The organism is Microbacterium sp. HA-8, assembly GCF_046111165.1.
In the GTDB taxonomy this organism is placed as follows: Bacteria; Actinomycetota; Actinomycetes; order Actinomycetales; family Microbacteriaceae; genus Microbacterium.
On the sequence record NZ_CP162025.1, the window covers coordinates 3288552 to 3313341 of the forward strand.

Sequence of the window (24790 nt, forward strand, 5' to 3'; positions counted from 1 at the left end):
GGTGCCGCTTCTATCTGAGCAATCAGCGAACCTACCTCCGTCAGCACGCTCGTGAGCCTGAGATTCGGCTCTTCCAGAAGCCCGAGGCATCCCAGGATCGCCCGAGATGTAATGCTCAGACGCACCACCAGCAGCCGAACGTCTCCTTCCTCCCATATGGGCGGAAGTCCATCTATCGCATCTAGCGCGTCATCGACCGCGATCCAGCTGACCGATCGCAGTGCGGCAGGCCAAGCCTCAAACGCGCGACGTGCATCAAGATTCGCGGGCAAGAACGCACCAAGAGGCATCACCCCCAGCTCGCGATGTGCGAGATCGAGAGCATCTTTGCTCTCGTCCAGGGCCGCGGCGCTCACATTGACGCGGGGAGTGGTTTCATTCAGCACTGATACCTCGAAAACGCGAGCGCGTGGCAAGAGACCCCTGACTGTCACTAGGTGCGCGGGTCAGAATCGGGTGGCGTGGCGCGCGGCGTTGACTCTGGCATCGCGCGCTGACGGTCGCGAACGGGAACGGGCGGGCCGTTGCGGTGTGAGAGCGTGCGGGATCGCACGGCGAGGGGCTCGTGGCGACTGTCGGTGCGTGCTGTGACGCCCAGGGACCCCTGGGGAGGCCTATGCGGGCGCCAGCCCGGCGGCTGTAGCGACGCGGAGCTTGCGGAGGTTGTGGCAGATCGTGTGGAGTAGCCATTCGCCTTGGGCGCCGGCGAGTCCGCGTAGCCGGAGCTGTCCGGCGTTTTGCCGGGTCTTCATCTGCCCGAACGCGGGTTCAACGATGGCTTTGCGGCGCGCGTAGTCGGTGCGGCCCTGCTCGGTGCGCAGCGCGTGCGCCATCCGCTCCCGCCGGCTCGCGTCCTCTGGGGCCGGGTCCGGGGCGCCGGCGGTAGGGAAGCTCTCGCCGTGACGTTGCCGTCCCGTCGCGATCAACACCTGTGCGTCCAGATCGTCGGCGGCTTCGAGGTTGGCTTCCGAGCAGTAGCCCGCGTCAGCGAGGACGACCTCTGGGGAACGCTCGATTCCTGCCGCGTCGAGGTTCCGTAGGGTCTGCTCGGCCATCGGGACGAACTGCTGGATATCGGTGGCCTGCTGGGTGACCTCGGCGCTCAACACGATCTGGTGGCCCTCATCGACAACGGCCTGCGCGTTGAACGCGTAATCGAAGCCGCGGACCGTCTTCATCATCCGCGCCTCAGGATCGGTGAAATTGCGTTGCGCTTTCGGCTTCGGCGCCGCCGTGTCCACCGCAGTCGCGACGGCCGCGTCGGCCTGCTCAGGGGGCTGACCGGCGGCGTCGGCCTTCTTCCGCGCCACGGCTGCCGCCTTCTCGGCGGCGTCGGCCTCGATCGCGTCCTTCGCGGCACGTAGTTTTGCCAGGCGCCCCTCACGGCGGGCCAGCTCCGGGGCGACCTCGTCCCCGCGCCGGTCCTGGCCGAACTGCTGATCCTCGGCCTCATCGACCGCCTCCGCCTCGGCGAGCAGCGCAGCGACCTCGGCTTGGAGCTGATCGATCTTCGGCACGATCCGGTCATAGCTCATCGCCTTATGCCGCGACGCGTTCGCAGCCAGCTTCGTGCCATCCAGCGCGACCCGCCCCAACCGCACCAGCCCCGCCTCCGCGCAGACCCGCAGCACCTGCAGGAACAACCCCGGCAGGGCATCCAGGTGACGCCGACGAAACCGGGCCAGCGACCGGTAGTCGGGCGCCTGGTTGCCCGACAGCCACCGGAAGGCGATATCGCGCTTGCAGCGCCGCTCCAACTCACGAGACGAGGTCACGCCCGTCGCGTACGCGAACAGCAGCAGCTTCAACATCATCCGCGGGTCATACGGAGGCGCACCCGAGGCGGACGCGTACGACGCGTAGACCGGCGTCAGATCCAAGAGCTCTTCGACGACCTCGGAGATGAACCGGGCCTCATCATCCTCGTCCAGCCAGTCATCCAGACTCGGCGGGAGCAGGAAACACTGCCCCTGGTCATACCCACGGAACGTCTTGCCCGCACCCGCCGGTGCAGCCGATCCCGGCGCCCGCGCCTCACCCGGCTCGACCTCGAACAGACCCTCCAGGCTGGCAGTCACCGTCATGAATCGATTCTCCCAGCACCCCGCGCTATCCACCGGATTCACCCCGGCGCGTTAACGGAAGGATCTGACCCACGCACCTAGAGGCCGCGTCACGGCTTCCATCGCAAGTATGGCGTGAAGCCTTGGCAGATAGCTTTACTGTCGGCTTTTGGCGAATGACCGAACCCAGCGCCGACCAACTTATTACCGATCTCCTTGAAAAGCGTTCCAGCGGTGATGCCGCGCACTACACAAGCTGCTGGATCGAACAGGCAATGCAAACCCCCCTGCCCCGCTCGATGCCGGCATTATTGCCTTGGGCCGATACCATCCGCGCGTCATCAACCTGTACGCTTTGACGCCACGGCTTTGTGCAATGCCCACACTCTTTTGACCTGACTTTCGCTGCACCTGGCCAGTTTCGCCGTTTCCGCGATGCTATGCCCAGCAGTGCGCAGCGCAATGATCCGATCATGCGCCAGTGTGTCGGCCTTACGGCCGGTGTAGCGGCCGGCCTGCTTGGCCAGCTCCACGCCTTGCCGCTGACGCTCGCGCCGATCCTCGTAGTCATCGCGTGCGATCTGCAACGCCAGCTTCAAAAGCATGTCCTGGACGGATTCCAGAACAACCTTGGCCACGCCCTTCGCCTCGGCGGCCAGCTCCGTCAAATCCACCACACCAGGCACGGCTAGCCTGGCGCCCTTGGCCCGGATCGAGGCCACCAGGCGTTCGGCCTCGGCCAGCGGCAAGCGGCTGATTCGGTCGATCTTCTCCGCAACCACGACTTCACCAGGTTGCAGGTCGGCAATCAGGCGCAGCAGCTCGGCGCGATCGGCGCGTGCGCCGCTGGCTTTCTCGCGGTAGATGCCGGCGACGTAAAAGCCGGCCGCCTTCGTGCTCTCCACGATGGCATCCTGCCGGCTTAGGTCTTGTTCCTCCGTGCTCACGCGCAGGTAGATGCGTGCGACTTTCATGCGGGCCTCCTGGTCATTTTGGGTATAGGGAAAATGACCATTGTTTCACGCCTAGCCAAAAAGGGAAGGTTCCCGGTTCAAATGTCGTTTTCAGAAGACGGCTGCACTGAACGTCAGAAGCCGACTGCACTATAGCAGCGGAGGGGTTGGATCCATCAGGCAACGACGGGCTGCTGCCGGCCATCAGCGGACGCAGGGAGGACTTTCCGCAACCGGCCGTTCGATGCGGCACCGATGGCCTTCGCGCAGGGGTAGTGAATCCGCCAGGATTGACTTGCGCTGCCCTACCTCTCACTAGTGAGGGGCGGCAGCGCATCAAGCGGTGAGCGCACTCCGGCACCGCCAACTTTCAGCACATGCGTGTAAATCATCGTCGTAGAGACGTCGGAATGGCCGAGCAGATCCTGCACGGTTCGAATGTCGTAACCGCTGCGGAGCAAGGCCGTCGCGAACGAGTGGCGGAGGGTGTGCGGTGTGGCGGGCTTCGTGATGCCTGCTTGTTCTACGGCACGTTTGAAGGCGCGCTGAAAGGTCTGGTCATACATGTGATGGCGACGCACGACACCGCTCCGTGGATCGGTCGAATGCGTGTGCTGCGCAAAAACCCAGAACCACGGCCAGGAATGCCCGGCGCGCGGATACTTCCGCTCAAGGGCGTCGGGAAGCGCAACGCCGCTGCGGCCCTCGGCCTGGTCCTTCAGCCACCATGCCCGTGCACGCGACAGCTGCTCGCGCAGGCTGGGTGCCAAGCTCTCGGGTAACATCAAGGCCCGATCCTTGGAGCCCTTGCCCTCCCGCACGATGATCGTGCCGTGATCGAAATCCAGATCCTTGACCCGCAGTTGCAAACCCTCACTGATCCGCATGCCCGTTCCATACAGAAGCTGGGCGAACAAACGATGCTCGCCTTCCAGAAAACCGAGGATGCGAACCACTTCATCCGGGGTCAGCACCACCGGCAAGCGCCGCGACGGCCGAGGTCTTCCGATCTCCTGAAGCCAGGGCAGATCCGTGCACAGCACCTTGCCGTAGAAGAACAGCAAGGCCGCCAATGCCTGACGATGCGTGGAGACCGAAACCTTGCGCTCGTTCGCCAGCCAGGACAGAAATGCCTCGACTTCGCTGCTGCCCAAGGTTGCCGGGTGACGCACACCGTGGAAACGGATGAAGGCACGAACCCAGCGTCTTGCCTCACGTCAAGATGTCCGGGAGTGAGTGATGCTTGCCTCACGTGAAATGTCCGCGTAGCTCAGGCGGCGGGGCGGGTGCCCTGGGTGCGGGCGGCGGCGAGTTCGATGAGTTGTTGCTGGATCTGGTTGATCCGTCGGGTGATCCGTGCCGGGTTCAGCTTCGCATGCTCGCGCTCCAGTCGGGCGCGGGTCTTCTCGTCGAGCACACCGGCGTCGAGCAACCGCTGGTAGGGGGTACGTGGCTTGTCGTAGACGCGCTTCTTCCGGCCGGCTGCGGTGTGGGTCCAGTCGATCGCTTTCACGCAGGGCAGCAGATGGTTCTTGCGGGCCATCACGAAATCCCAGAGCTCGTTGAGCAGGGTCATCTCCGCCTCGGTCTCGTAGCGGTAGCGGAACGCGTGTTTGCGGACCCAGTCGCCGTTGCGTTGCTCGACGTGCGCGTTGTCGTTGTGCTTGTAGGGACGCCCCCGGGTGACGGGGATCTCCTTCTTGTCCGCCCAGGCGATCACGCCCCAGTTCATGAACTCGGATCCGTTGTCGAAGTCGAGCCCGGCGACCGGGACGGGCGCGTTCTTCACCATCCATTCCAGGGCGCCGTGCACGTGCACGTAGGCGTTGTTGCGGATCGTGCGCAGCATCGTCCACCCCGCGACCGGGTCGGTGCCGGTCAGGGTGCGCAGGAACTCGCCTTTGAGGGAGTGGCCGCAGTGCGCGACGGTGTCCAGCTCCAGGAACCCCGGGACGGTCAGCGGGGCGTCCATGCTGGTGCGCGTCGGGATCGAAGAGCGCAGGATGTGGGACGGCTTCGTGCCCGAGACCGCGACCGGGTAGGCGGCGTCCTTGTGCGGTTTCAGGTACCGGTCGATCGTCGCGGCGCTCATCGATCGCAACTCGTCCAGCACCTCCGGTGTGACCCGCTGCTCGACCTTGCCGAGCTCACGGAAGCGGACGAGGCGTTCGAGGGTGTCGTCCATGATCGCCGCGAAGTACTTTCCCGACGGCTGCCCGGACAGCCGCCAGACTTCTTGCAGCACCACGAGCGCATCGTAGGAGTACTTCCGCTCACGCGGCTTACGCTGCTGATCGCGCGCGGCACCTTTGCGTGCGTTCGCGGCACGGATCGCGCGGCGCGCGTGATCACGCGTCCAGCCTGTCGCGTGCACAAGCTCGTCCAGCAGCCGGCCCTTCTCTTCCTTGCCTGCTTTCGCATACTCGCGGGCGAACTTCTTCGTGATCTCACGGCGCGCCGCCATCGACAACTCCCTGCTCATCACCCCAGGGAACTACGCGGACATTCCTACGTGAGGCACGCGCAGCCCTTCCCGGACCTTTTAGCTGAGTCTCGTCGCCCAGTGGACATAAGCCTGTTCGGTTCGTAAGCTGTAATGCAAGTAGCGTATGCGCTCACGCAACTGGTCCAGAACCTTGACCGAACGCAGCGGTGGTAACGGCGCAGTGGCGGTTTTCATGGCTTGTTATGACTGTTTTTTTGTACAGTCTATGCCTCGGGCATCCAAGCAGCAAGCGCGTTACGCCGTGGGTCGATGTTTGATGTTATGGAGCAGCAACGATGTTACGCAGCAGGGCAGTCGCCCTAAAACAAAGTTAGATGCACTAAGCACATAATTGCTCACAGCCAAACTATCAGGTCAAGTCTGCTTTTATTATTTTTAAGCGTGCATAATAAGCCCTACACAAATTGGGAGATATATCATGAAAGGCTGGCTTTTTCTTGTTATCGCAATAGTTGGCGAAGTAATCGCAACATCCGCATTAAAATCTAGCGAGGGCTTTACTAAGCTTGCCCCTTCCGCCGTTGTCATAATCGGTTATGGCATCGCATTTTATTTTCTTTCTCTGGTTCTGAAATCCATCCCTGTCGGTGTTGCTTATGCAGTCTGGTCGGGACTCGGCGTCGTCATAATTACAGCCATTGCCTGGTTGCTTCATGGGCAAAAGCTTGATGCGTGGGGCTTTGTAGGTATGGGGCTCATAATTGCTGCCTTTTTGCTCGCCCGATCCCCATCGTGGAAGTCGCTGCGGAGGCCGACGCCATGGTGACGGTGTTCGGCATTCTGAATCTCACCGAGGACTCCTTCTTCGATGAGAGCCGGCGGCTAGACCCCGCCGGCGCTGTCACCGCGGCGATCGAAATGCTGCGAGTCGGATCAGACGTCGTGGATGTCGGACCGGCCGCCAGCCATCCGGACGCGAGGCCTGTATCGCCGGCCGATGAGATCAGACGTATTGCGCCGCTCTTAGACGCCCTGTCCGATCAGATGCACCGTGTTTCAATCGACAGCTTCCAACCGGAAACCCAGCGCTATGCGCTCAAGCGCGGCGTGGGCTACCTGAACGATATCCAAGGATTTCCTGACCCTGCGCTCTATCCCGATATTGCTGAGGCGGACTGCAGGCTGGTGGTTATGCACTCAGCGCAGCGGGATGGCATCGCCACCCGCACCGGTCACCTTCGACCCGAAGACGCGCTCGACGAGATTGTGCGGTTCTTCGAGGCGCGGGTTTCCGCCTTGCGACGGAGCGGGGTCGCTGCCGACCGGCTCATCCTCGATCCGGGGATGGGATTTTTCTTGAGCCCCGCACCGGAAACATCGCTGCACGTGCTGTCGAACCTTCAAAAGCTGAAGTCGGCGTTGGGGCTTCCGCTATTGGTCTCGGTGTCGCGGAAATCCTTCTTGGGCGCCACCGTTGGCCTTCCTGTAAAGGATCTGGGTCCAGCGAGCCTTGCGGCGGAACTTCACGCGATCGGCAATGGCGCTGACTACGTCCGCACCCACGCGCCTGGAGATCTGCGAAGCGCAATCACCTTCTCGGAAACCCTCGCGAAATTTCGCAGTCGCGACGCCAGAGACCGAGGGTTAGATCATGCCTAGCATTCACCTTCCGGCCGCCCGCTAGCGGACCCTGGTCAGGTTCCGCGAAGGTGGGCGCAGACATGCTGGGCTCGTCAGGATCAAACTGCACTATGAGGCGGCGGTTCATACCGCGCCAGGGGAGCGAATGGACAGCGAGGAGCCTCCGAACGTTCGGGTCGCCTGCTCGGGTGATATCGACGAGGTTGTGCGGCTGATGCACGACGCTGCGGCGTGGATGTCCGCCAAGGGAACGCCCGCCTGGGACGTCGCGCGGATCGACCGGACATTCGCGGAGACCTTCGTCCTGAGATCCGAGCTCCTAGTCGCGAGTTGCAGCGACGGCATCGTCGGCTGTTGCACCTTGTCGGCCGAGGATCCCGAGTTCTGGCCCGACGCCCTCAAGGGGGAGGCCGCATATCTGCACAAGCTCGCGGTGCGACGGACACATGCGGGCCGGGGTGTCAGCTCCGCGCTGATCGAGGCTTGCCGCCATGCCGCGCGAACGCAGGGGTGCGCCAAGCTGCGGCTCGACTGCCACCCGAACCTGCGTGGCCTATACGAGCGGCTCGGATTCACCCACGTCGACACTTTCAATCCCGGCTGGGATCCAACCTTCATCGCAGAACGCCTAGAACTCGAAATCTAACGTCCGTTCGGGCATCGAGGTCCATGTCGGGGTGGGACGGGCCCGTGGCTTCAAGATCACTTGCAGTCCGACCGCGATGTCTTGGTTGCGCGAGAGGTTGTCGATATCTGTTGATTTGCACCCAAATTTGACCCGGGATTTGCATTGAATTTTGACCCACCCCTTGTTGTCAGAATTATGTCTCGATTTTCAGTTTGCGGGTCTGTTTTTCCTCCTGCTTATTCTGAGTTGAACTGTGTTTGAAGCGGTAACTTTCATTGCCGGTTTCCAGGATGTGGCAGTGGTGGGTTAGTCGGTCCAACAACGCTGTTGTCATCTTTTCATCGCCAAACACTCGGCTCCATTCCGAGAAGCTCAAGTTGGTGGTCAGTATCACGCTGGTTTTTTCGTACAGCTTTGAGAGCAGGTGAAACAGCAGTGCCCCACCGGTTTGGCTAAAAGGCAAATATCCCAGCTCATCCAGAATCACCAAATCGGCATACAACAGACGGTTTGCGATTTGTCCCTGACGCCCAGATGATTTCTCTTGCTCCAGTGCATTGACCAAATCCACGGTGGAGAAGAAACGCACCCGTCGGTTCAAGTGCATCACTGCTTGTGTACCAATGGCTGTGGCCAGGTGAGTCTTGCCTGTGCCTGGCCCACCAATCAGCACCACGTTCTGGGCTTGTTCCATGAAGTCGCACCGGTGCAATTGTTTGACCGTGGCCTCATTAACCAGGCTTTGACTGAAGTCAAAGCCCACCAAGTCCCGATACACGGGGAACTTGGCCACCCGCAATTGATAGTTCACCGAACGTACTTCACGCTCTGCCACTTCAGCTTTAATCAAGCTGTCCAGCATGGGCAAGGCTTGATTAAATGCTGGTGAATTCTGATTGCCCAACTCCTCAATGGCGTGTGCCATGCCAAAGAGTTTCAAGGATTTGAGGATTCTCACATGGCCTTCATGCTGCATCATGGGCTCTCCTTAAACTGTCATAGCGGTTCACGTTGGCCTGTGGTTCCAATGTCAGCCTTAACCCCTTGGGAATTGGAATCGGTTTGGGTGGAGGTTCTTCGGTCAAACGTCCCAACAGATTAAGCACATGCTCCTTCGATGGCTTGCCACACTCCAATGCCAATTCCACAGCACTGAGTACCGCACCTTCATCGTGGTGCAATACAAGGGCCAGAATTTCCACCATGTCACGGTCACCGCCGGGGCGTTGCAGCAAGATGGATTGAAGCTTCTTGAACGCGGGTGGCAATTCAGCAAATGGCGCACCATTGCGCAACGCCCCAGGTTTCTTCTGAAGCACAGACAAGTAATGGTGCCAGTCGTATTGTGTGTGGCCACGCCGAGCGTGGCCACTGCCAAACAATCTTGGATGCTCGGCAATGTGTTGGCCTTCGGCAGCCATCACCAGCTTGTCTGCATAAATCCGAAGGCTGATGGCCCTGTTGGCGTAACTGGCAGGAACGCTGTAGCGATTGCCCTCGTGGTGAACAAGGCAGGTTGAAGTGACTCGCTTGGTTTGCTCCACGAATGCATCAAAGGCATTGGGTAGCGCCATCAACTCGCCTTGTTCATCGGCAAAGGCCTCTTGCACGGTTTGGTCCAATTCGGGGTGGCGCAGCTCAGACCACAGCGCTTTGCAGCGATGCTCAAGCCACACATTCAAATCAGCAAGGCTTTGAAAGTCTGGTGCCCCTTGCCACAGGCGTTGGCGGGAATCCTGCACGTTCTTCTCAATCTGGCCTTTCTCCCAACCCGATGCTGGATTACAGAACTGCGCATCAAACAGGTAGTGGCTGACCATGGCAGTGAACCGCTGATTGACCCTGCGCTCTTTGCCACGCCCCACCGAATCCACAGCGGTCTTCATGTTGTCGTAGATGCCGCGCTTGGGAATGCCACCGAAGATTTGAAAGGCATGCCAGTGGGCATCAAACAGCATTTCATGTTTTTGCTGGTAGTAAGCCCGAAGCACAAAGGCCCGGCTGTGGGCCAACTTAAACTGGGCAATCTGAAGTTTGACCTGTTTGCCCGCTATGCGGGCAAAGTCCTCACTCCAATCGAATTGGAAGGCTTCGCCACAAGCAAAGCGCAAGGGGATGAAACAACCCTTGCCCGAGGTTTGCGCCTTGAACTGTTCGGAATCTTTCCACTGTCGGGCAAAGGCACACACTCGGTCATAAGACCCGGTAAAGCCCAAAGCGACCAAATCCCGGTACATGCTGCGCAGGTTTCTGCGCAGCTTCTTTGTCTTTTTGTGCTCGGTCCCTCTTCGCCAGGCTGGTTGTGAGTCAGTTCACGATCGGTAGGGGGTGCGGGGTGTCGATCACTCCGGGGTTCACGACGGCGGAGATCCGCGAGCTCGTGCATGAGTATCAGCTGGTGGCGCATGGGCAGAAGGCGGCGTGGCTGGCGGAGCGTGGGTTGCGGTATCACCATGTGATCAAGTGGCGGAAGGCGGTGTTCGGCGGGAACCTCGACCGCGGGCTGGTGCCCAGGCAGGCTAGGGGGATGACGTTGCCCCCGAAACAGCGCACGGAGTTGGCGAAGCAGCGCGCCGCGGAACGCGCCGAGCACGAGGCCGAGACGGAGAGGCTGCAGGCGCGGATCCGTGAGCTTGAGGAGACCAACGCCGCGCTGGGAAAAGCTATCGGGCTCTTGCATCAGATGAACGAGCAAGAGCCCGACGCGCTCCAGCCGAAGACCGGTCGGTCTGGTTCCTCGACATCGACAACGCCCTCGTCGGAGAGCTGACCGCCGCGACCGGATCGCAGCGTCAGGCGCTGCAGATCGCGGGCCTGTCGCGGTCCACGTGGCATTACCGTCGCAGCCCGCGGCCCGGCGTGACCAATCCGATCCCGCAGAAGGACCGGGCGTATCCGTCTCGCATCGACCAGGCCGACAGGGATCAGATCGCGGAGCTGATCACCGCCGGCTGGGTCGAGGGCGTCTCCGTCGATCACACGTTCGCGGACGCCTGGGACGCCGGGGTGATGCTCGGCTCCCGCCGCTCCTGGTGGCGTGTCGCCGCAGACATCGAGGATCAGTCCATCCGCCCGGTCGCCCCGACACGCAGAGGCAGCACGAGACCGCCGCGCGAGGCACCGGTGCTGGAAGCGACCGGCCCCGGGCAGGTCTGGAGTTGGGACATCACCGACCTGCGCTCCCCGTGGCGAGGTGTCGCGTTCAAGGCGTACTCGATCATCGATATCTACTCCCGCAAGCTCGTCGGCTGGCGGGTCGAAGACCGCGAAGCAGACCACCTCGCCGTCGAGATGTTCCGCGCCGCGATCGCCCGCGAGGGCAGACCCGACGTCGTGCACGCGGACTCCGGGCCGGCAATGCGGTCCACCGTCCTGAAGGACTACCTCGGCAAGTTGAAGGTCACACAGACGCACAACCGGCCCCGGGTCTCCAACGACAACCCGTACTCGGAGTCGGAGTTCCGCACCATGAAGTATCGACCGAACTACCCCGGCACGTTCGAGGACCTCGAGCAGGCCAGAGCGTTCATGGCCTGGTACGTGCCCTGGTACAACGCCGAGCACAAACACTCCGGGATCGCCCTGTTCTCACCCGACGAGGTCCACGACGGCACCTGGGAACAAGCCTGGGGAAGGCGCGAGCAGACACAGCTGGCCTACTACCAGCAGCATCCCGAACGATTCCGACGCCGCCCGACCACCCCGCTGCCCGCGGGCATCGTCGGCATCAACCTGCCCAAGACCGACACCGAACCACAGCCCGAACGACTCCAGGCAGCTTGACAGCGCCCGGGTGGAGAGCCACTGCCTTAACTTGGGCTCAAAAGGACTTAACTTGCCAACGCTGTCTCGCGCTGGGTACTGCGGTTCAACCACCTTGCTTTGCAAATACTTGCGAACGGTGTTCCTGGACAGGCCGCTTCGTCGGGCTATTTCCCGAATCGACGCACCATCGCGAAAATGCCAGCGTCGAATTGCGCTCAATATCGCCACGTTTATCACTCCTTGATTTCTCCCGCCATATCCAGACGGGAAACAGTGTCATACGTGGGTCAAATTTCGACGCAAATCTTTACCCTAAGTGGGTCAATTTTAGATGCAACTCAACAGGCCATGCTGAGTGTGCGATGGTTGATCGCTTCCTCGCCGCTCTCCACGGCGACGATGGCCGCCGCCATCAGCAAGTGCGCCAGTTCCCCTATGGTGCCCTCGCTGCGTGTGAGCAGGTAGCGAGCCATGTCCAGCGTGGCAATTGGGGAAGGCCGGCGCAGCGGGAGCGAAGCGGCGAAGCTGGCCAGCAGTGAGCAGCAATCGTCGTTGGCCTCCCATACCGGCAGCATCATCGGCTCGAAGCGATTTTCCAACTGGTCATCGGAGCGGATGGCTAGGTAGGCGTCGCGCGTGCCTACCCCAACCAACGGGATGCGCAGTTCGTTGCCGAGGAAGCGCAGCAGGTTGAGGAATTCCCGGCGGTTGACGCTGTTGCCGGCCAGCACGTTGTGCAGCTCGTCGATCACCAGCATGCGCACGCCGACCTTGCGCAGCAGTGCCAGAGCCAGTTGCTCCATTTCCGGCAACCGTGGGCGTGGGCGCAGCGGCGCGCCCATCGCGGCGAGCAGCGCGACGTAGAAGCGGATCACGGACGGCTCGGACGGCATCTGCACGACCAACACCGGGATGTGCTCCTGGTCGGCGTCGGAGCTGGCCGGGTGGGTGCGGCGGAACTTCTCGACGATCATCGACTTGCCATTGTTGGTCGGGCCAACCAGCAGCAGGTTGGGCATGCGTTGCTTGTTTGGCCACGCATAAAGGGCTTCCAGCCGGTTCAGCGCCTCGACTGCGCGCGGATAGCCGATCCAGCGGTCGGCGCGAAGGCGCTGGATGCGCTCGTCCGCCGGAAGACGGGCCAAGCCCTGGGCCGCCGGCAGCAGGTGGGACAGGTCGATGATGGGATATTCGTCCACGGCTACCACTCCTCAATCTGGTCGAACGGTTTGGCGGGTGGCAAGTTGTCTGCCTGCGGGTCGGCAATATCCGTATCCGGCGGAACGGGCTTGTCCGGCCGAGCTGATGTCTTGAGGTGCTGGCGGCGATCCGCGTCACGCCGCGCCTTGCGTGTGGCCTTCTGCGCGCTGGTCACAATCTCACGCATCTGGCCGATCATGCGGAACAGCGCCGACTCATCCACCTGTTCGCGCCCTTGCTGCCGCAGTTTCGCCAGCGCCTGCCGTTGTTCCCAGAGGGTGACAGCCGGATGCGACAAGGTACGGTAGGGAATTTCCAGGTAATGCTGTCCCTCCGGTTCCAGGACCCAGATACGGCTGATGTCGCGCGGATCGCGCCGGATCAGAAAGGACGGCCAGCGTTCACGCCGCGCAATCCACGGCTTGAGCGCATCGGCGTAGTAGTGGATGTGGTCGATGACAAAGCCGGTGCGGGTCAGCGTGCGCCGGAGGATCGGCAGAAAATCGACCAGGAACGAAGTAGCGCGTGTGACGACGGCCGGTACGCCGACACGCGCCACGGCCTCGGCCCAGCGCGCGGCCGGCGGTTGGAGCAGGCCGTTGTGCACCGAACCGTGGTAGGTGCCGACCGCCAATGTGAGCCAGCGCTCTAGCTCGCGCAGCGTCAGGGCGGCCTTGTTTTCGGAATCGTAGTCGCCGCGCTGGTCAGGGTTGGAGAAGGTCGTTCCCGGCAGTTCGTCGTGAATCATCTGCATCGCCGTGCCGATGATCCGTTCCACGATGCCGCCATAGTGCGGCTGTCCCAGCGGGCGATAGTCCAGCCGGATGCCATGCTGCTCGCAACCCCGGCGCAGGGCCTCGCTCTTGAACTCGGCCGCGTTGTCTAGGTAGAGCAGCAAGGGCTTGCCGCTCATCTGCCAATCCATTTCCACGTTCAGTCCTTCCAGCCAAGGGCGCTTGTCGCAGGCGACATGCACGAGGCACAGGCCAACCGAAACGGCAGACGGCGCTTCCAGCGTGACGACCATGCCGAGCACGCAGCGGGTGAACACGTCGATGGCGAGGGTCAGGTACGGGCGGCCAATAGGTTGCCGGTCGCGGTCATCGACCACGATCAGGTCGATGACCGTATGGTCTATCTGCACCTGCTCCAGCGGCGCGGTCACGGCAGGAGGCTCGCCGCCCACACCTTGTAGGTCACGAGCGGCATCCTGGCCTTCCCGCCGGCGGATGACCTTGCGCGGGTCAAGGCTAGCGATCCGTAAGGCCACGGTATTGCGCGCCGGCACTCGCAGTTTTTGAGCCTTGCACACCTGAGTGACTTCGCGGTGAAAGGCCGCTAGGCTGCGCTTCTGCTTGGTCAGGAACCGCTTTTGCAGTAGCTCGTGGATGACGCGCTCGACCGGTTCCGGCAAGCGCCCCTTACCTTTACCTCCACCGGACTGGCCGGGCACCAGATCCGTCACGAGGCCGCTGCCTTGCCGGGCACGCCGGATCAGAACGTATACCTGGCGCCGAGACAAGCCCAGCGCCTGAGCCGCCATATCGGCCGCTTCGTGCCCGACCGTCTCCGACTGCGCCAACGGACTGATGATCTCCGCACGACTGTCAACGGCCAGTAGGAATTGCCCATAGGCGGCCAGCGGAAGTGCCCGCTGGTGGCCAGTGGAACTGCCCATTCGCGGCCAGGAGTTCTGCCCACCGGGTTGTGGTGGCCCTGGCCGCGTGAGGCAGTCCCGCCGGGTCAGGTCATGGGGGTCACCCCCGTGCCGGCGAGGGCCTGCGCGAGGCGGATGGACTCGCCGGTGGTCTGCGCGAGGTGGGCATGGTGGAGGAGCCGGTCGACGGTCGCGGTCGCGAGGGTCTTGGGCATGAGCTCGTCGAACCCGGAGGGGTGCAGGTTCGAGCTGATCGCGATCGATCGTTTCTCGTAGGCGGCGTCGACGAGCCGGTAGAGGCCTTCCGCGGCGTCGTCGCCGACGCCGAGTAGACCGATGTCGTCAACGACGACGAGGTCGGCGCGGAGGATCCGGGCGACGGTGCGGGTGACGGTGTCGTCGACGCGGTGCGCGCGGATCAGCGCGCCGAGGTCCTCGAGCCGGAACCACGCGACGCGGAGGCCTTGTTCGACGGCGTGCTGGCCGAGCGCTTCGAGGAAGAACGTCTTCCCTGTCCCGGCGGGCCCGCAGATCACGAGGTTCTCCCGCCGGTGCACCCATTCCAGGGTCCGCAACGCCTGCTGGGTCGGCGCCGGGATCGTCGACAGGGACTGGTCCCAGGAGTCGAAGGTCTTCCCGGTGGGGAACCCGGCGGCCTTGCGGCGGGCGGCGAGCATGGACCGGGACCGGCCGGCGATCTCGGCGTCGAGGAGTGCTTTGACAACCTCCGCGGGTTCCCAGCGTTGTGCCCTTGCGGTCGCGAACACGTCGGGTGCGATGCCGCGGGCGTAGGGCATCTTCAGCTGCCGCATGGTCTGCTCCAACTCGGCCGGGATCGGCGGGGCGGCAGGGGTCGCGACGCTCACAGCTCGTCCTCCTCGTCCGTCGCGATGATCTCGACGACGGGGACGATCACACCCCGCGGCTGGCCGATCGCGGCCCACCCGGACGTGCCCTGCGCGAGCGACCGGGTCTCCGACGCCGCTCTCGCCGGCGTCGCGGTGATCCGGCTGCCGAGGATCGACGTGAGATCACCGGTATCGAACCGGCCATACGCGGCTGCGGTGCCGAGGGTTTCGTCGACGACCTCGATCCCGTGGATCCGGGCGAGCTGGACGGCTTCCCGCATCTTCTGGTTCATCCGCTGCGTCCCGGCCGCTGCGGCCTCGAGCAGCCAGGCCGCGGCGCCGTGACCGATACCGAGGAACTCCGCCTCCTCGGTGCTGCGGGCCTTGATCGTGTAGTCGCCGGGAACCTTCACCCCCGGCTGGGCGGGGAAGTGGGCGTCGTCGATCCTGGGGGTCCCGGGGCGGGCGCGGTCGTGTCGGGCGACCTCGACGGGCCCGTCGATGCCGTGGTGGACGATCACGACCCGCTCGGAGTCAGCGGCGCCCTGGACACGGACGAACACCTCCGCGCCCATCAGCAGGTGCGGGACGGAATACTGCCCGTTCTCGAACGCGACCATCGGCGTGTTCTCCCCGACCCGCCGGGACACTCCGAACGCGATGGTGTGAGCACGACCCGGGACCGGGTGCAGCCGCTGCTGCTCCTCAGCGAGCATCTCGACCGGGCGCCGCTTGGTCACCCGGTGCTCCCGCCCGTTGACGTCGTCCATGAACGCGTCGCAGGCCGCCTCGAGTTCGCCGAATGAGGCGTACTGGTCGCGGAGGTTCGCATCGGTGGGCACCAGGTCCGCTTTCGCGAGCTTCACCGACGCTTCCGCGCCACCCTTCGAGGCCGGGTCCGCGGGCTGACAGGTCAGCACCGTGACCCCGTAATGCGCGGCGAACGACACCGTCTGCGCGTTGCGGACCGGGACCCCCGCGATATGCATCGTGGTGACCGTCTTCTCGTTGTCGGTGAGGACATACGTCGGCGCGCCCCCGACCGCCCGGAACGTCCGATCCAACGCGGCGAACACGCTCGGGAGGGTCTTGTCGCGGATCGGGATCACCACCCGGAACCGACTGAACGCGAGCCAGGCGACGAACAGCACCGTCTTCACCCTGGCGCGTAGCGCTTCCTGGTAGCGCGAGTCCACGGAGTCGGTAGCGGCTTTCCGGCGAGTTGGTAGCGCTCGGGCTGGGGTGTGGTGCTCTGCTGAGGGAACGGTGACGCATGGGCGTCGCCGTTCTTGTGTGGAAGGCGGAACATGACGGACTACCGGAGGATTCTCACGTTGCTGCTGGAGCGGCGCAGCTACCGGGACGTGGCCGAGGTCGTGGGGTGCTCGCATCGCGATGTCGCGCGTGTGAGGCAGGCGATCGTCGAGCATGGCATCGAGTCGGCGATCGCGGTCAGCGATCGCGAGTTGGCGGAGTGGTTCCCGGACGGGCGCCGGCGGGTGTCGGACGAGTACGACCAGCCGGATCTGGCGCGGGTGCTGGCGTCGATGCGGCAGAACCGGCACTTCACGTTGCTGCAGGCGTGGCGTCGTTACACCGATGCGCGTGGGGCGGGGAAGAAGTATGGGTACTCGCAGTTCTGCGCCCTGTTCGCCGACTACGTCCGCACCAATGATCTGGTCGCGACGCTGCATCACGAGCCGGGGCGGGCGATGCTCGTGGACTGGGCTGGTGACACGATCGACCTGGTCGACGCGGTCACCGGCGAGATCACCCGGGCGGTGCTGTTCGTCGCGGTGCTGCCGTTCTCGGGCGCGTTGTTCTGCCGCGCCTACGCGGACATGCGGTCGGAGGCGTGGCTGGACGCGCACGTGCGGGCGTTCGCGTCCTATGGCGGAGTAGTGCAGATCGTCGTGCCGGACAACCCGGCGACCTCGACGCATCAGGCGCGCAAGGGCGACGCGGAGCGAGTGGTCAACGCCCGCTATCAGCAGCTCGCCGATCATTACGGCACCGCGATCGTCCCCGCCAGGGCGAAGCGCCCGAGAGACAAGGCGGCGGCCGAGAACGCGGTCAACGTCGTCAACAAGCGTGTCATCGGCTACCTCGAGGACGACGTCTTTACGACCCTGTCCGAGCTCAACGACGCGATCGATGAGCGGGTGCGGGAGATCAATCACGACCTGCGCCGGGCGGACGACTCGACCCGGTGGGAGCGGTTCACTGCCGAGGAGGCGCACCTGCTCGCGGCGCTGCCCGACGCCGCGTTCGAGGAAGTGACCTGGAAGGAGCTCAAGGCCGGCCGCAACTACCATGTCACCGCGGATTCGCAACGCTACTCCGTCCCCTACCGGCTGGCCGGACAGTTGCTGCGGGTCCGGTTCACGCAGACCCGGGTGACCGTGTTCGACGGCCACGACATCGTCTGCGAACACCGTCGCCTCGTCGGCCGGAAGGGGCAGTACTCGACGCTGCCCGAGCATGTCCCGCCGCAGCACCGCAACATCGACGGGTTGTGGTCCAGACGCTGGTTCACCGACCGGGCCCGCAGCTTCGGACCCGCGACAGTGGAGGTGATCGAGCAGATCCTGGACCGGCAGAAGATCGAGGCGCAAGGCTACCTCGACTGCCAGAACGTGCTCAGCGGGCTGGGGAAACAGAACCGGGAACGACTCGAAGCTGCCTGCCAGGAGCTGATCAACCGGGGCGGTCAGGCGACCTACACGACGCTGAAGCGGATCATGGCCGGCATCGACAGCGACACCAAGAAGCCCCGACCAGCGACACCGGCCGCGTCGACACGGAAACGCGGCGGCGACGTCGCCGACGGCCCGGACGTGTTCGTCCGCGACGCGTCGCACTACGCCACCAGCGGGGAGGCGGACCGGTGACGTTCACGAGCATCGACTACGAGAAGTTCCGGGCACTACGGGTCACGCACGTCGCGACCCGCCTCGAGGAACTCATCGCCGACGAGGTCAACGACACCCTCACCCCGGAGCAGCTGTTCCTCACCGCCGTCGACGACGCGCTCGAACAGCGGCGGGCACACAAGGTCGAGAAGCTGACCCGGCAGGCCGGGTTCCCGATCCCGCACGCGACAGTCGCGGAGATCGACTACCGGGACGGTCGAGGGATCACCCCCGTCCGGATGCGCCGCTACGCCGCCCACGACTGGCGGGCCGACCCGATGAACCTGCTCATCATCTCCCCGACCGGCGGCGGGAAGACCTACCTCGCCTGCGCGCTCGGGATCGCCGCCTGCCACAACGGCCACGCCGTCACCTACGCCCGCATGGACGACCTCGCCCGCAGGCTCGTCATCGCCCGCGGCGACGGCATCGCCCACCAGAAGCTGCTCAACGAGCTCTCGCAAACCGACCTGCTCATCCTCGACGACTTCCTCACCGTCGGGATCGACAGCGACGCCGCGAGCGACCTGTTCGCGATCCTCGCGAACCGTGAACACCGCCTCCCCACCGTGATCGCCTCGCAGACCGGCCCCAGCCACTGGGTCACCGAGCTACCCGACCGGGTCGCGGCGGACTCGATCGTGAACCGGCTCGCGAACCACGCCCGAACCATCAACCTCGGCCAAATCGACATGCGCAGACTCCGCCACGACCACGCCCGAACAGAAGAGACCTACTGGGAGTAACGACCAGCGGCCCGGTCAGCGACGGCCGGGCCGCTACCAACACCACCCAACACCGCTACCAACTCGCCAGACTCGCGCTACCAAGAAGCGCTACGCGCCATTCACCCCGCCGACCACGGGCCCGTCGCCGAAGTCGTACTGCAACCACAGCCCCGGCTCGGTGACCCACGGCCGATGCACCCGACGGTTCCCCGCCCGCCACGACGCCTTCACCGCAGCGACCGCCCGCCTGGTCGACCGCTCCGACCCTTCGAACCCGATCGAGGTCAGCACCTCGTGGACCTTGTCGGCCCGAACCTTGCCCTTCGTCTTCTCGACCAACTCCTCGACCTTCGGCAGGAACTCGTCGATGACGCGCGGCCTGCGCGCCGCAGCGCCGACAGGCCGGCCCGCGTCCCGCGCCGCGACATACGCGGCGACCGTGTGATGAGAGCAACCCGCGAGCTGCCCCGCAGCCCGATACGACCCCGTCGCATCGAACGCTTCCAGAATCTCCATGACTTCTCCGTCAGACTTCAACACAGCCCCTTCCCGGGCGACGACGACCTAAGCACCCGTCATCGAACCGGGAAGGGGCCCCACCATCGCGACGACGCGCGGGGCGGAACCATCAGACGTGGGCAGAACTCATGGCCACCAACGGGCAGTTCTCCTGGCCACCTACGGGCAGGTCTCGTGACCGCCTACGGGCAGTTTTCCATGGCCACCGACACACGACGGCGCGCACGCTCCCAAGCCTCATCAGGCAGAGTGGCCACGCCTTGTTCTGGAATCCGTGGGGTGTCCGTCGCCATGCTCACCTCGCTTTGGTGCACACGAGTATTGAGCATAGTCGAGATTGGTGCAGATCACTTCTGATATTGAACTGTCAGGAGCTGGCTGCACAACAGCCATTACGCCCAATCAACTGGTGCAGTCGTCTTCTGAAAATGACATCAAATTGGCTAGGTGCGCGGGTCAGAATCGGGTGGCGTGGCGCGCGGCGTTGACTCTGGCATCGCGCGCTGACGGTCGCGAACGGGAACGGGCGGGCCGTTGCGGTGTGAGAGCGTGCGGGATCGCACGGCGAGGGGCTCGTGGCGACTGTCGGTGCGTGCTGTGACGCCCAGGGACCCCTGGGGAGGCCTATGCGGGCGCCAGCCCGGCGGCTGTAGCGACGCGGAGCTTGCGGAGGTTGTGGCAGATCGTGTGGAGTAGCCATTCGCCTTGGGCGCCGGCGAGTCCGCGTAGCCGGAGCTGTCCGGCGTTTTGCCGGGTCTTCATCTGCCCGAACGCGGGTTCAACGATGGCTTTGCGGCGCGCGTAGTCGGTGCGGCCCTGCTCGGTGCGCAGCGCGTGCGCCATCCGCTCCCGCCGGCTCGCGTCCTCTGGGGCCGGGTCCGGGGCGCCGGCGGTAGGGAAGCTCTCGCCGTGACGTTGCCGTCCCGTCGCGATCAACACCTGTGCGTCCAGATCGTCGGCGGCTTCGAGGTTGGCTTCCGAGCAGTAGCCCGCGTCAGCGAGGACGACCTCTGGGGAACGCTCGATTCCTGCCGCGTCGAGGTTCCGTAGGGTCTGCTCGGCCATCGGGACGAACTGCTGGATATCGGTGGCCTGCTGGGTGACCTCGGCGCTCAACACGATCTGGTGGCCCTCATCGACAACGGCCTGCGCGTTGAACGCGTAATCGAAGCCGCGGACCGTCTTCATCATCCGCGCCTCAGGATCGGTGAAATTGCGTTGCGCTTTCGGCTTCGGCGCCGCCGTGTCCACCGCAGTCGCGACGGCCGCGTCGGCCTGCTCAGGGGGCTGACCGGCGGCGTCGGCCTTCTTCCGCGCCACGGCTGCCGCCTTCTCGGCGGCGTCGGCCTCGATCGCGTCCTTCGCGGCACGTAGTTTTGCCAGGCGCCCCTCACGGCGGGCCAGCTCCGGGGCGACCTCGTCCCCGCGCCGGTCCTGGCCGAACTGCTGATCCTCGGCCTCATCGACCGCCTCCGCCTCGGCGAGCAGCGCAGCGACCTCGGCTTGGAGCTGATCGATCTTCGGCACGATCCGGTCATAGCTCATCGCCTTATGCCGCGACGCGTTCGCAGCCAGCTTCGTGCCATCCAGCGCGACCCGCCCCAACCGCACCAGCCCCGCCTCCGCGCAGACCCGCAGCACCTGCAGGAACAACCCCGGCAGGGCATCCAGGTGACGCCGACGAAACCGGGCCAGCGACCGGTAGTCGGGCGCCTGGTTGCCCGACAGCCACCGGAAGGCGATATCGCGCTTGCAGCGCCGCTCCAACTCACGAGACGAGGTCACGCCCGTCGCGTACGCGAACAGCAGCAGCTTCAACATCATCCGCGGGTCATACGGAGGCGCACCCGAGGCGGACGCGTACGACGCGTAGACCGGCGTCAGATCCAAGAGCTCTTCGACGACCTCGGAGATGAACCGGGCCTCATCATCCTCGTCCAGCCAGTCATCCAGACTCGGCGGGAGCAGGAAACACTGCCCCTGGTCATACCCACGGAACGTCTTGCCCGCACCCGCCGGTGCAGCCGATCCCGGCGCCCGCGCCTCACCCGGCTCGACCTCGAACAGACCCTCCAGGCTGGCAGTCACCGTCATGAATCGATTCTCCCAGCACCCCGCGCTATCCACCGGATTCACCCCGGCGCGTTAACGGAAGGATCTGACCCACGCACCTAGTGCTTGGAAGCAAGGATTTACGTCAGCCACACCCAACCGCTCGACTTTGACGCGAACGACCGCGCCCGCGGCCGCAAGATCGACCAGTCGTATCCCGTTCGAACCGAAAAATGCCTCAGCGCGCGACCACTCAGGCATCCGATTGAGGTCTCCTGCCGCTGGCCAGCCAGCCGGCTCTGACGCACGCATTGCTCGATCAAAGGCAAGAGCCGCGTGACAGCCGCGGTCGAAAGCGACCAACCGCCGAACGCAGTCCTCGAGGGAACTAAGAGTGATCACATCACCCTCGCCGCGTAGTACCTCGTCGAAGCCATCCCATTCGAGGGTCTCGTGAGCAAAAGCATTCCGGAGGCCCACAAAGACCGAGGAGATGGCCAATCGGCGCAGGAACTCATCACTAGCTAGCATCGCGTCTCGGACGTTGGAAAGACTTGGCGGCTCCGTCCATCGTCCTGCTCGCAACGACAAGATCGCCCAAACAAAGGGCCGGATCGATCCCTCGACGAGGTGCCGGTACGCACCCGTCAGTAACTGCGCGCGACGATCACTCGATGCTTCCGCCGCGACCGAGGCCATCGCCTCCATCACAAGAGCATGAGTCTTCCGTCCAATAGTCTCTCTTGATCTCAACGCTGCACTGAGTTCCCGACGCACACCACGGCTCTCGCCGACCGATAAGGCATCGAGCACGATGTGCATCGTCCAGGCAGCTAGTGGTGGATCCGGAGAACTCGCAATCCAGCCCACTACAGCCACTCCCGCAGATGCGTCAGAGACCGGCGCGAGGCCGAGGGATAGGAGATGCTGGCCAACTCGCGACATAAGCTCGTTCGTCCTGTACGCGAAGTGCCCAATCACTATGTCTGGTCGGAAGACACCGCGGTCATCAACCGGCTCCCGATCCCCACCGAACATCGTTCGGAGGGGGGATACGTCTCCGCGAGCTGACCTGATTGCCGTGAGGTACCGTTCGCTTACTATCTCCGCCGGCAGCGAAACCTCACGGCCTGCGCGGACGCCATTCAGCTGATCTCGAACCGTCTGGCAGAGTTCGCCCAATACGCCGACCGCCAACGCACTGCCAAACGGCTCGAAGCGCGCGAGGGCGGAAAGCCTCTCGCGCACCGCCGTCAACGAGTGCGTTTGTAGCTGTGCCCAGTCCCGCAAGTCGTTGAAGTTAACGCTGGAGGGTTTGTCAAGACCCAGCACTTCGGTAGCATCTCGGATCAGCGCGATGAGCGACTCCGAGTGGGTTCCCGTTACTTGGGGCGTCAGCGGAATCGTTGAGACGAGCGGGAAGTCGCGCTTCAGCGTCTCGTCTAGCCAGCGTTGGAGACTAGCGATCGCTCGGGACCGAGCATCCTCCGGCAACACCATGCGACAAAGCTAGCGCCCTGTCTGCATGTGCGACGGAGATGGCCGGTTCGTCGCGCGACTAGTAGGAACGCTTCAGCGCCTGTGAGCTGCGTAAACAACTCTTGGTCGCGTCAGTCTTGAGAGCCGATCTCTATCCCAACCATTCGAATCGCCCCCGCCCGACGCGACGATTTTCCTGTGACGAATCTCTCCTGCAATAGCCGGAACGAGCTTCAGTAGCTCCGACGTGTGTTGATCTCGCAACCTCACGATTTTCAGTTCGTCTACACGGTACGGAGCGCGCGACGAACGGCGCTGGCGCTCACGCCCACGACATTTGCAATGTGAGCCACCGATCGGCCGTGGGATCGAAGCTCGGTCGCAATGCCGATCTTGTCGGGAGTCATGACAGAAGGACGCCCCGCCCTGCGGCCCTCCATCCTGGCGGCTCGGAGTCCTGCGCGAACGCGGTCACCGAGCAAGGCGCGGCGGACATCATCCAACGCGATCAGGTAGGCGCTTGTTTCTGAAGTGGACGCCGGAGCCAGATCTAGTTTGGGTTCGGCGATAGACCGAAAGTAGATCGAATCATCGTCGAGGGATCGCAGCGTAGAGACGAGGTGGTTCAAGCTGTGCGAGAGCCGCGCGGCGCTCGTCACCACGAGAGTGTCGCCTGCGCTGAGCCTCGCGAGGCATTCCTTGAGCTCAGGCCGATCGCGCGGGTGCCCCTCCCCCGCATCGACGAAGACCTCTTCCGCGCCGTGCGCCTTGAGCACGGCTACGTCCTCATCAATCGGCGCACCTGCGCGCAAGGTCCGGGTGTAGCCGACGACGCGTGAAGTCATCGGCCGATCACAGGCATCTCGGGAGCAGCTGTCGTAGACGGATCGCTCGTCGGCAATGCGGAGAGCTGGCGGCGCAGCGACTGGGCCTCGGCCGCTAGACGAGACTCCAGTTGCGGGCCTGTGGTCGAGCTCGCGGGCAGGTTCATGGCCGGGACGACCTCGCGGAGAGCCACCTGATGCAACTCGATGAGCAAGGCGAGATCTGTGGCTCGCGGCGGTAGCGAGCGGGCAAAGTCCGTGATGCGGCGCAGCTCTCCTAGCCATTCGACTGCGGCTCGCTTCGTGGGTCCGCCCGCGCGGGCGCGATTGAACGAGTCGCTCGAACCGGTGGGCAGTCCGTTTCCGGACCCGTCGAGCATCGTCACCTCTACGCCCCGTTCGGCGGAGACCGCGGCAAGCACGTCGCGGACATCGGTCCAACGTGCATCGTGTTCAGCGACGGATACCTCGACGGCATGGCCTGTCCGTTGGATCTGCCGAAAGTGTGCCGACGCGACAGCAAGCAGCGATTCTGCGCGCCGAGGCACAACAACGACCATTTGCACTTGGTAGCGGGCATCGAGGAACTGCGTCGCGACGCCCAGCGCCGCGAAGGGCGTGCGGAAGTCGCCTTCGATAATGAGGGGGCGTCGCACCTCACGGGCATGGGAGATCGCCGCACGCAGCCACTCAGCAACATCCGCGTTCACGCTCGCAGTCGATGCCGTGCCCGTCTCTGCGACCGCAGCATGAAGGGCGCGAAGTTCCGTCGACGAGAGCACCGTGGCGGTCGGCGAGGCGTCAAGCGCACGCGCGATCGCTCGTCCCCGGCCGCTCCCCGGCCCCCCAGCAATGAGAGTGAGGTGAGGTGAAGTATCCCCATCCACAGGCGGGAAAAGGATTGGCTCGATAGTGCGTTCGTATTCGTTGAGGGGATCTCTGCTGCCCCCTGCTACGACGTCGCTCACGTGTTGCTCGCAACGCTTGAACCGCGTGATTCGAGTTCAGCCGTGAGCCGGTCCACAGCCGCACGATCGAACCCATTGACGGCGTTGGCCTGCGCACGAAGCCTGAC

At 64.0% G+C, this 24790-nt stretch carries 19 protein-coding genes and 6 pseudogenes; 8 read left to right on the top strand and 17 right to left on the bottom strand.

Annotated elements, in window-relative coordinates; translation table 11 throughout:
* Positions 1-614 precede the first annotated feature (614 nt).
* On the bottom strand, positions 615-2057 hold the full coding sequence (locus AB2L57_RS15700) for an IS1182 family transposase (protein ID WP_081766114.1): 1443 nt from the start codon (positions 2055-2057) through the stop codon (positions 615-617).
* A gap of 182 nt (positions 2058-2239) precedes the next feature.
* Between AB2L57_RS15700 and AB2L57_RS15705 the strand changes: the two genes are divergently transcribed.
* Positions 2240-2422, top strand: coding sequence for a hypothetical protein (locus tag AB2L57_RS15705; RefSeq protein WP_409047524.1), 183 nt, complete (start codon positions 2240-2242; stop codon positions 2420-2422).
* Here AB2L57_RS15705 and AB2L57_RS15710 read toward each other — a convergent pair.
* The 4 genes and pseudogenes from AB2L57_RS15710 to AB2L57_RS15725 form a co-directional block, all read right to left on the bottom strand.
* On the bottom strand, positions 2405-3037 hold the full coding sequence (locus AB2L57_RS15710; protein ID WP_036299198.1) for a recombinase family protein: 633 nt from the start codon (positions 3035-3037) through the stop codon (positions 2405-2407). The two genes, AB2L57_RS15705 and AB2L57_RS15710, sit on opposite strands and share 18 nt — an antisense overlap.
* Before the next feature lie 284 nt (positions 3038-3321).
* On the bottom strand, positions 3322-4203 hold the full coding sequence (locus AB2L57_RS15715) for an integron integrase (RefSeq protein WP_072178600.1): 882 nt from the start codon (positions 4201-4203) through the stop codon (positions 3322-3324).
* An 83-nt stretch (positions 4204-4286) separates the two neighbouring features.
* The gene (locus tag AB2L57_RS15720) at positions 4287-5498 is read right to left on the bottom strand and encodes an integrase (protein ID WP_409046856.1); all 1212 of its coding nucleotides are present in this window, start codon (positions 5496-5498) and stop codon (positions 4287-4289) included.
* 78 nt (positions 5499-5576) lie between these two features.
* A pseudogene (locus AB2L57_RS15725) lies at positions 5577-5696 on the bottom strand (integrase); the annotation flags it as partial.
* Positions 5697-5940: 244 nt separating this feature from the next.
* Between AB2L57_RS15725 and AB2L57_RS15730 the strand changes: the two are divergent.
* From AB2L57_RS15730 to AB2L57_RS15740, 3 genes are all read left to right on the top strand, one after another.
* Complete coding sequence (locus tag AB2L57_RS15730) at positions 5941-6288, top strand: quaternary ammonium compound efflux SMR transporter QacE delta 1 (RefSeq protein WP_000679427.1); 348 nt, start codon at positions 5941-5943, stop codon at positions 6286-6288.
* Positions 6282-7121 carry a sulfonamide-resistant dihydropteroate synthase Sul1 gene (gene sul1, locus AB2L57_RS15735; RefSeq protein ID WP_000259031.1) on the top strand — a complete coding sequence of 280 codons (840 nt, stop codon included), beginning with the start codon at positions 6282-6284 and terminating at the stop codon, positions 7119-7121. Before AB2L57_RS15730 ends, sul1 begins: the two co-directional genes overlap by 7 nt.
* A gap of 127 nt (positions 7122-7248) precedes the next feature.
* A complete protein-coding gene (locus tag AB2L57_RS15740) occupies positions 7249-7749 on the top strand; it encodes a GNAT family N-acetyltransferase (protein WP_000376623.1) in 501 nt (166 codons plus the stop codon).
* 175 nt (positions 7750-7924) lie between these two features.
* Here AB2L57_RS15740 and istB (AB2L57_RS15745) read toward each other — a convergent pair whose 3' ends face one another.
* Positions 7925-8710: an IS21-like element IS1326 family helper ATPase IstB gene (gene istB, locus AB2L57_RS15745; RefSeq protein WP_000983249.1), complete on the bottom strand. Its 786-nt coding sequence runs from the start codon at positions 8708-8710 to the stop codon at positions 7925-7927.
* Positions 8697-10013 (bottom strand): annotated as a pseudogene (gene istA / locus AB2L57_RS15750) (IS21-like element IS1326 family transposase); the annotation flags it as partial. The gene istB (AB2L57_RS15745) and the pseudogene istA (AB2L57_RS15750), both read right to left, overlap by 14 nt.
* Before the next feature lie 53 nt (positions 10014-10066).
* Here istA (AB2L57_RS15750) and AB2L57_RS15755 point away from each other — a divergent pair.
* The gene (locus AB2L57_RS15755; protein WP_409047525.1) at positions 10067-10501 is read left to right on the top strand and encodes a hypothetical protein; all 435 of its coding nucleotides are present in this window, start codon (positions 10067-10069) and stop codon (positions 10499-10501) included.
* An 89-nt stretch (positions 10502-10590) separates the two neighbouring features.
* On the top strand, positions 10591-11514 hold the full coding sequence (locus AB2L57_RS15760) for a transposase (protein WP_409046861.1): 924 nt from the start codon (positions 10591-10593) through the stop codon (positions 11512-11514).
* Between the two features lie 9 nt (positions 11515-11523).
* On the opposite strand, the pseudogene AB2L57_RS15765 reads toward AB2L57_RS15760, so the two are convergent.
* From AB2L57_RS15765 to AB2L57_RS15785, 5 genes and pseudogenes are all read right to left on the bottom strand, one after another.
* Positions 11524-11733, bottom strand: a pseudogene (locus AB2L57_RS15765) (winged helix-turn-helix transcriptional regulator); the annotation flags it as partial.
* A 101-nt stretch (positions 11734-11834) separates the two neighbouring features.
* On the bottom strand, positions 11835-12695 hold the full coding sequence (locus AB2L57_RS15770; protein ID WP_000344784.1) for a TniB family NTP-binding protein: 861 nt from the start codon (positions 12693-12695) through the stop codon (positions 11835-11837).
* 2 nt (positions 12696-12697) lie between these two features.
* Positions 12698-14299 (bottom strand): annotated as a pseudogene (locus AB2L57_RS15775) (Mu transposase C-terminal domain-containing protein); the annotation flags it as partial.
* Positions 14300-14439: 140 nt separating this feature from the next.
* Positions 14440-15219, bottom strand: a complete 780-nt coding sequence (gene istB / locus AB2L57_RS15780; RefSeq protein ID WP_198159083.1) for an IS21-like element helper ATPase IstB — start codon at positions 15217-15219, stop codon at positions 14440-14442.
* Positions 15216-16358: pseudogene (locus tag AB2L57_RS15785) on the bottom strand (DDE-type integrase/transposase/recombinase); the annotation flags it as partial. The pseudogene AB2L57_RS15785 and the gene istB (AB2L57_RS15780), both read right to left, overlap by 4 nt.
* 150 nt (positions 16359-16508) lie before the next feature.
* On the opposite strand from AB2L57_RS15785, the gene istA (AB2L57_RS15790) reads away from it, so the two are divergent.
* Together istA (AB2L57_RS15790) and AB2L57_RS15795 are read left to right on the top strand one after the other, a co-directional pair.
* Positions 16509-18092: an IS21 family transposase gene (gene istA, locus AB2L57_RS15790; protein ID WP_036301801.1), complete on the top strand. Its 1584-nt coding sequence runs from the start codon at positions 16509-16511 to the stop codon at positions 18090-18092.
* Positions 18089-18859 carry an ATP-binding protein gene (locus tag AB2L57_RS15795; protein ID WP_036301803.1) on the top strand — a complete coding sequence of 257 codons (771 nt, stop codon included), beginning with the start codon at positions 18089-18091 and terminating at the stop codon, positions 18857-18859. Before istA (AB2L57_RS15790) ends, AB2L57_RS15795 begins: the two co-directional genes overlap by 4 nt.
* A 105-nt stretch (positions 18860-18964) precedes the next feature.
* Here the strand turns inward: AB2L57_RS15795 and AB2L57_RS15800 are convergent.
* The 5 genes and pseudogenes from AB2L57_RS15800 to AB2L57_RS15820 form a co-directional block, all read right to left on the bottom strand.
* A pseudogene (locus AB2L57_RS15800) lies at positions 18965-19378 on the bottom strand (IS21 family transposase); the annotation flags it as partial.
* A gap of 606 nt (positions 19379-19984) precedes the next feature.
* The gene (locus tag AB2L57_RS15805) at positions 19985-21427 is read right to left on the bottom strand and encodes an IS1182 family transposase (RefSeq protein WP_081766114.1); all 1443 of its coding nucleotides are present in this window, start codon (positions 21425-21427) and stop codon (positions 19985-19987) included.
* Between the two features lie 78 nt (positions 21428-21505).
* Positions 21506-22912 (bottom strand): hypothetical protein, encoded by a 1407-nt coding sequence (locus AB2L57_RS15810; RefSeq protein WP_409047526.1) that lies wholly within the window; start codon positions 22910-22912, stop codon positions 21506-21508.
* 263 nt (positions 22913-23175) lie between these two features.
* Positions 23176-23736 (bottom strand): recombinase family protein, encoded by a 561-nt coding sequence (locus AB2L57_RS15815; protein ID WP_157814048.1) that lies wholly within the window; start codon positions 23734-23736, stop codon positions 23176-23178.
* Positions 23733-24683, bottom strand: a complete 951-nt coding sequence (locus AB2L57_RS15820; protein WP_157814047.1) for a zeta toxin family protein — start codon at positions 24681-24683, stop codon at positions 23733-23735. The genes AB2L57_RS15815 and AB2L57_RS15820 overlap by 4 nt, the downstream gene beginning before the upstream one ends.
* Positions 24684-24790: the final 107 nt, after the last annotated feature.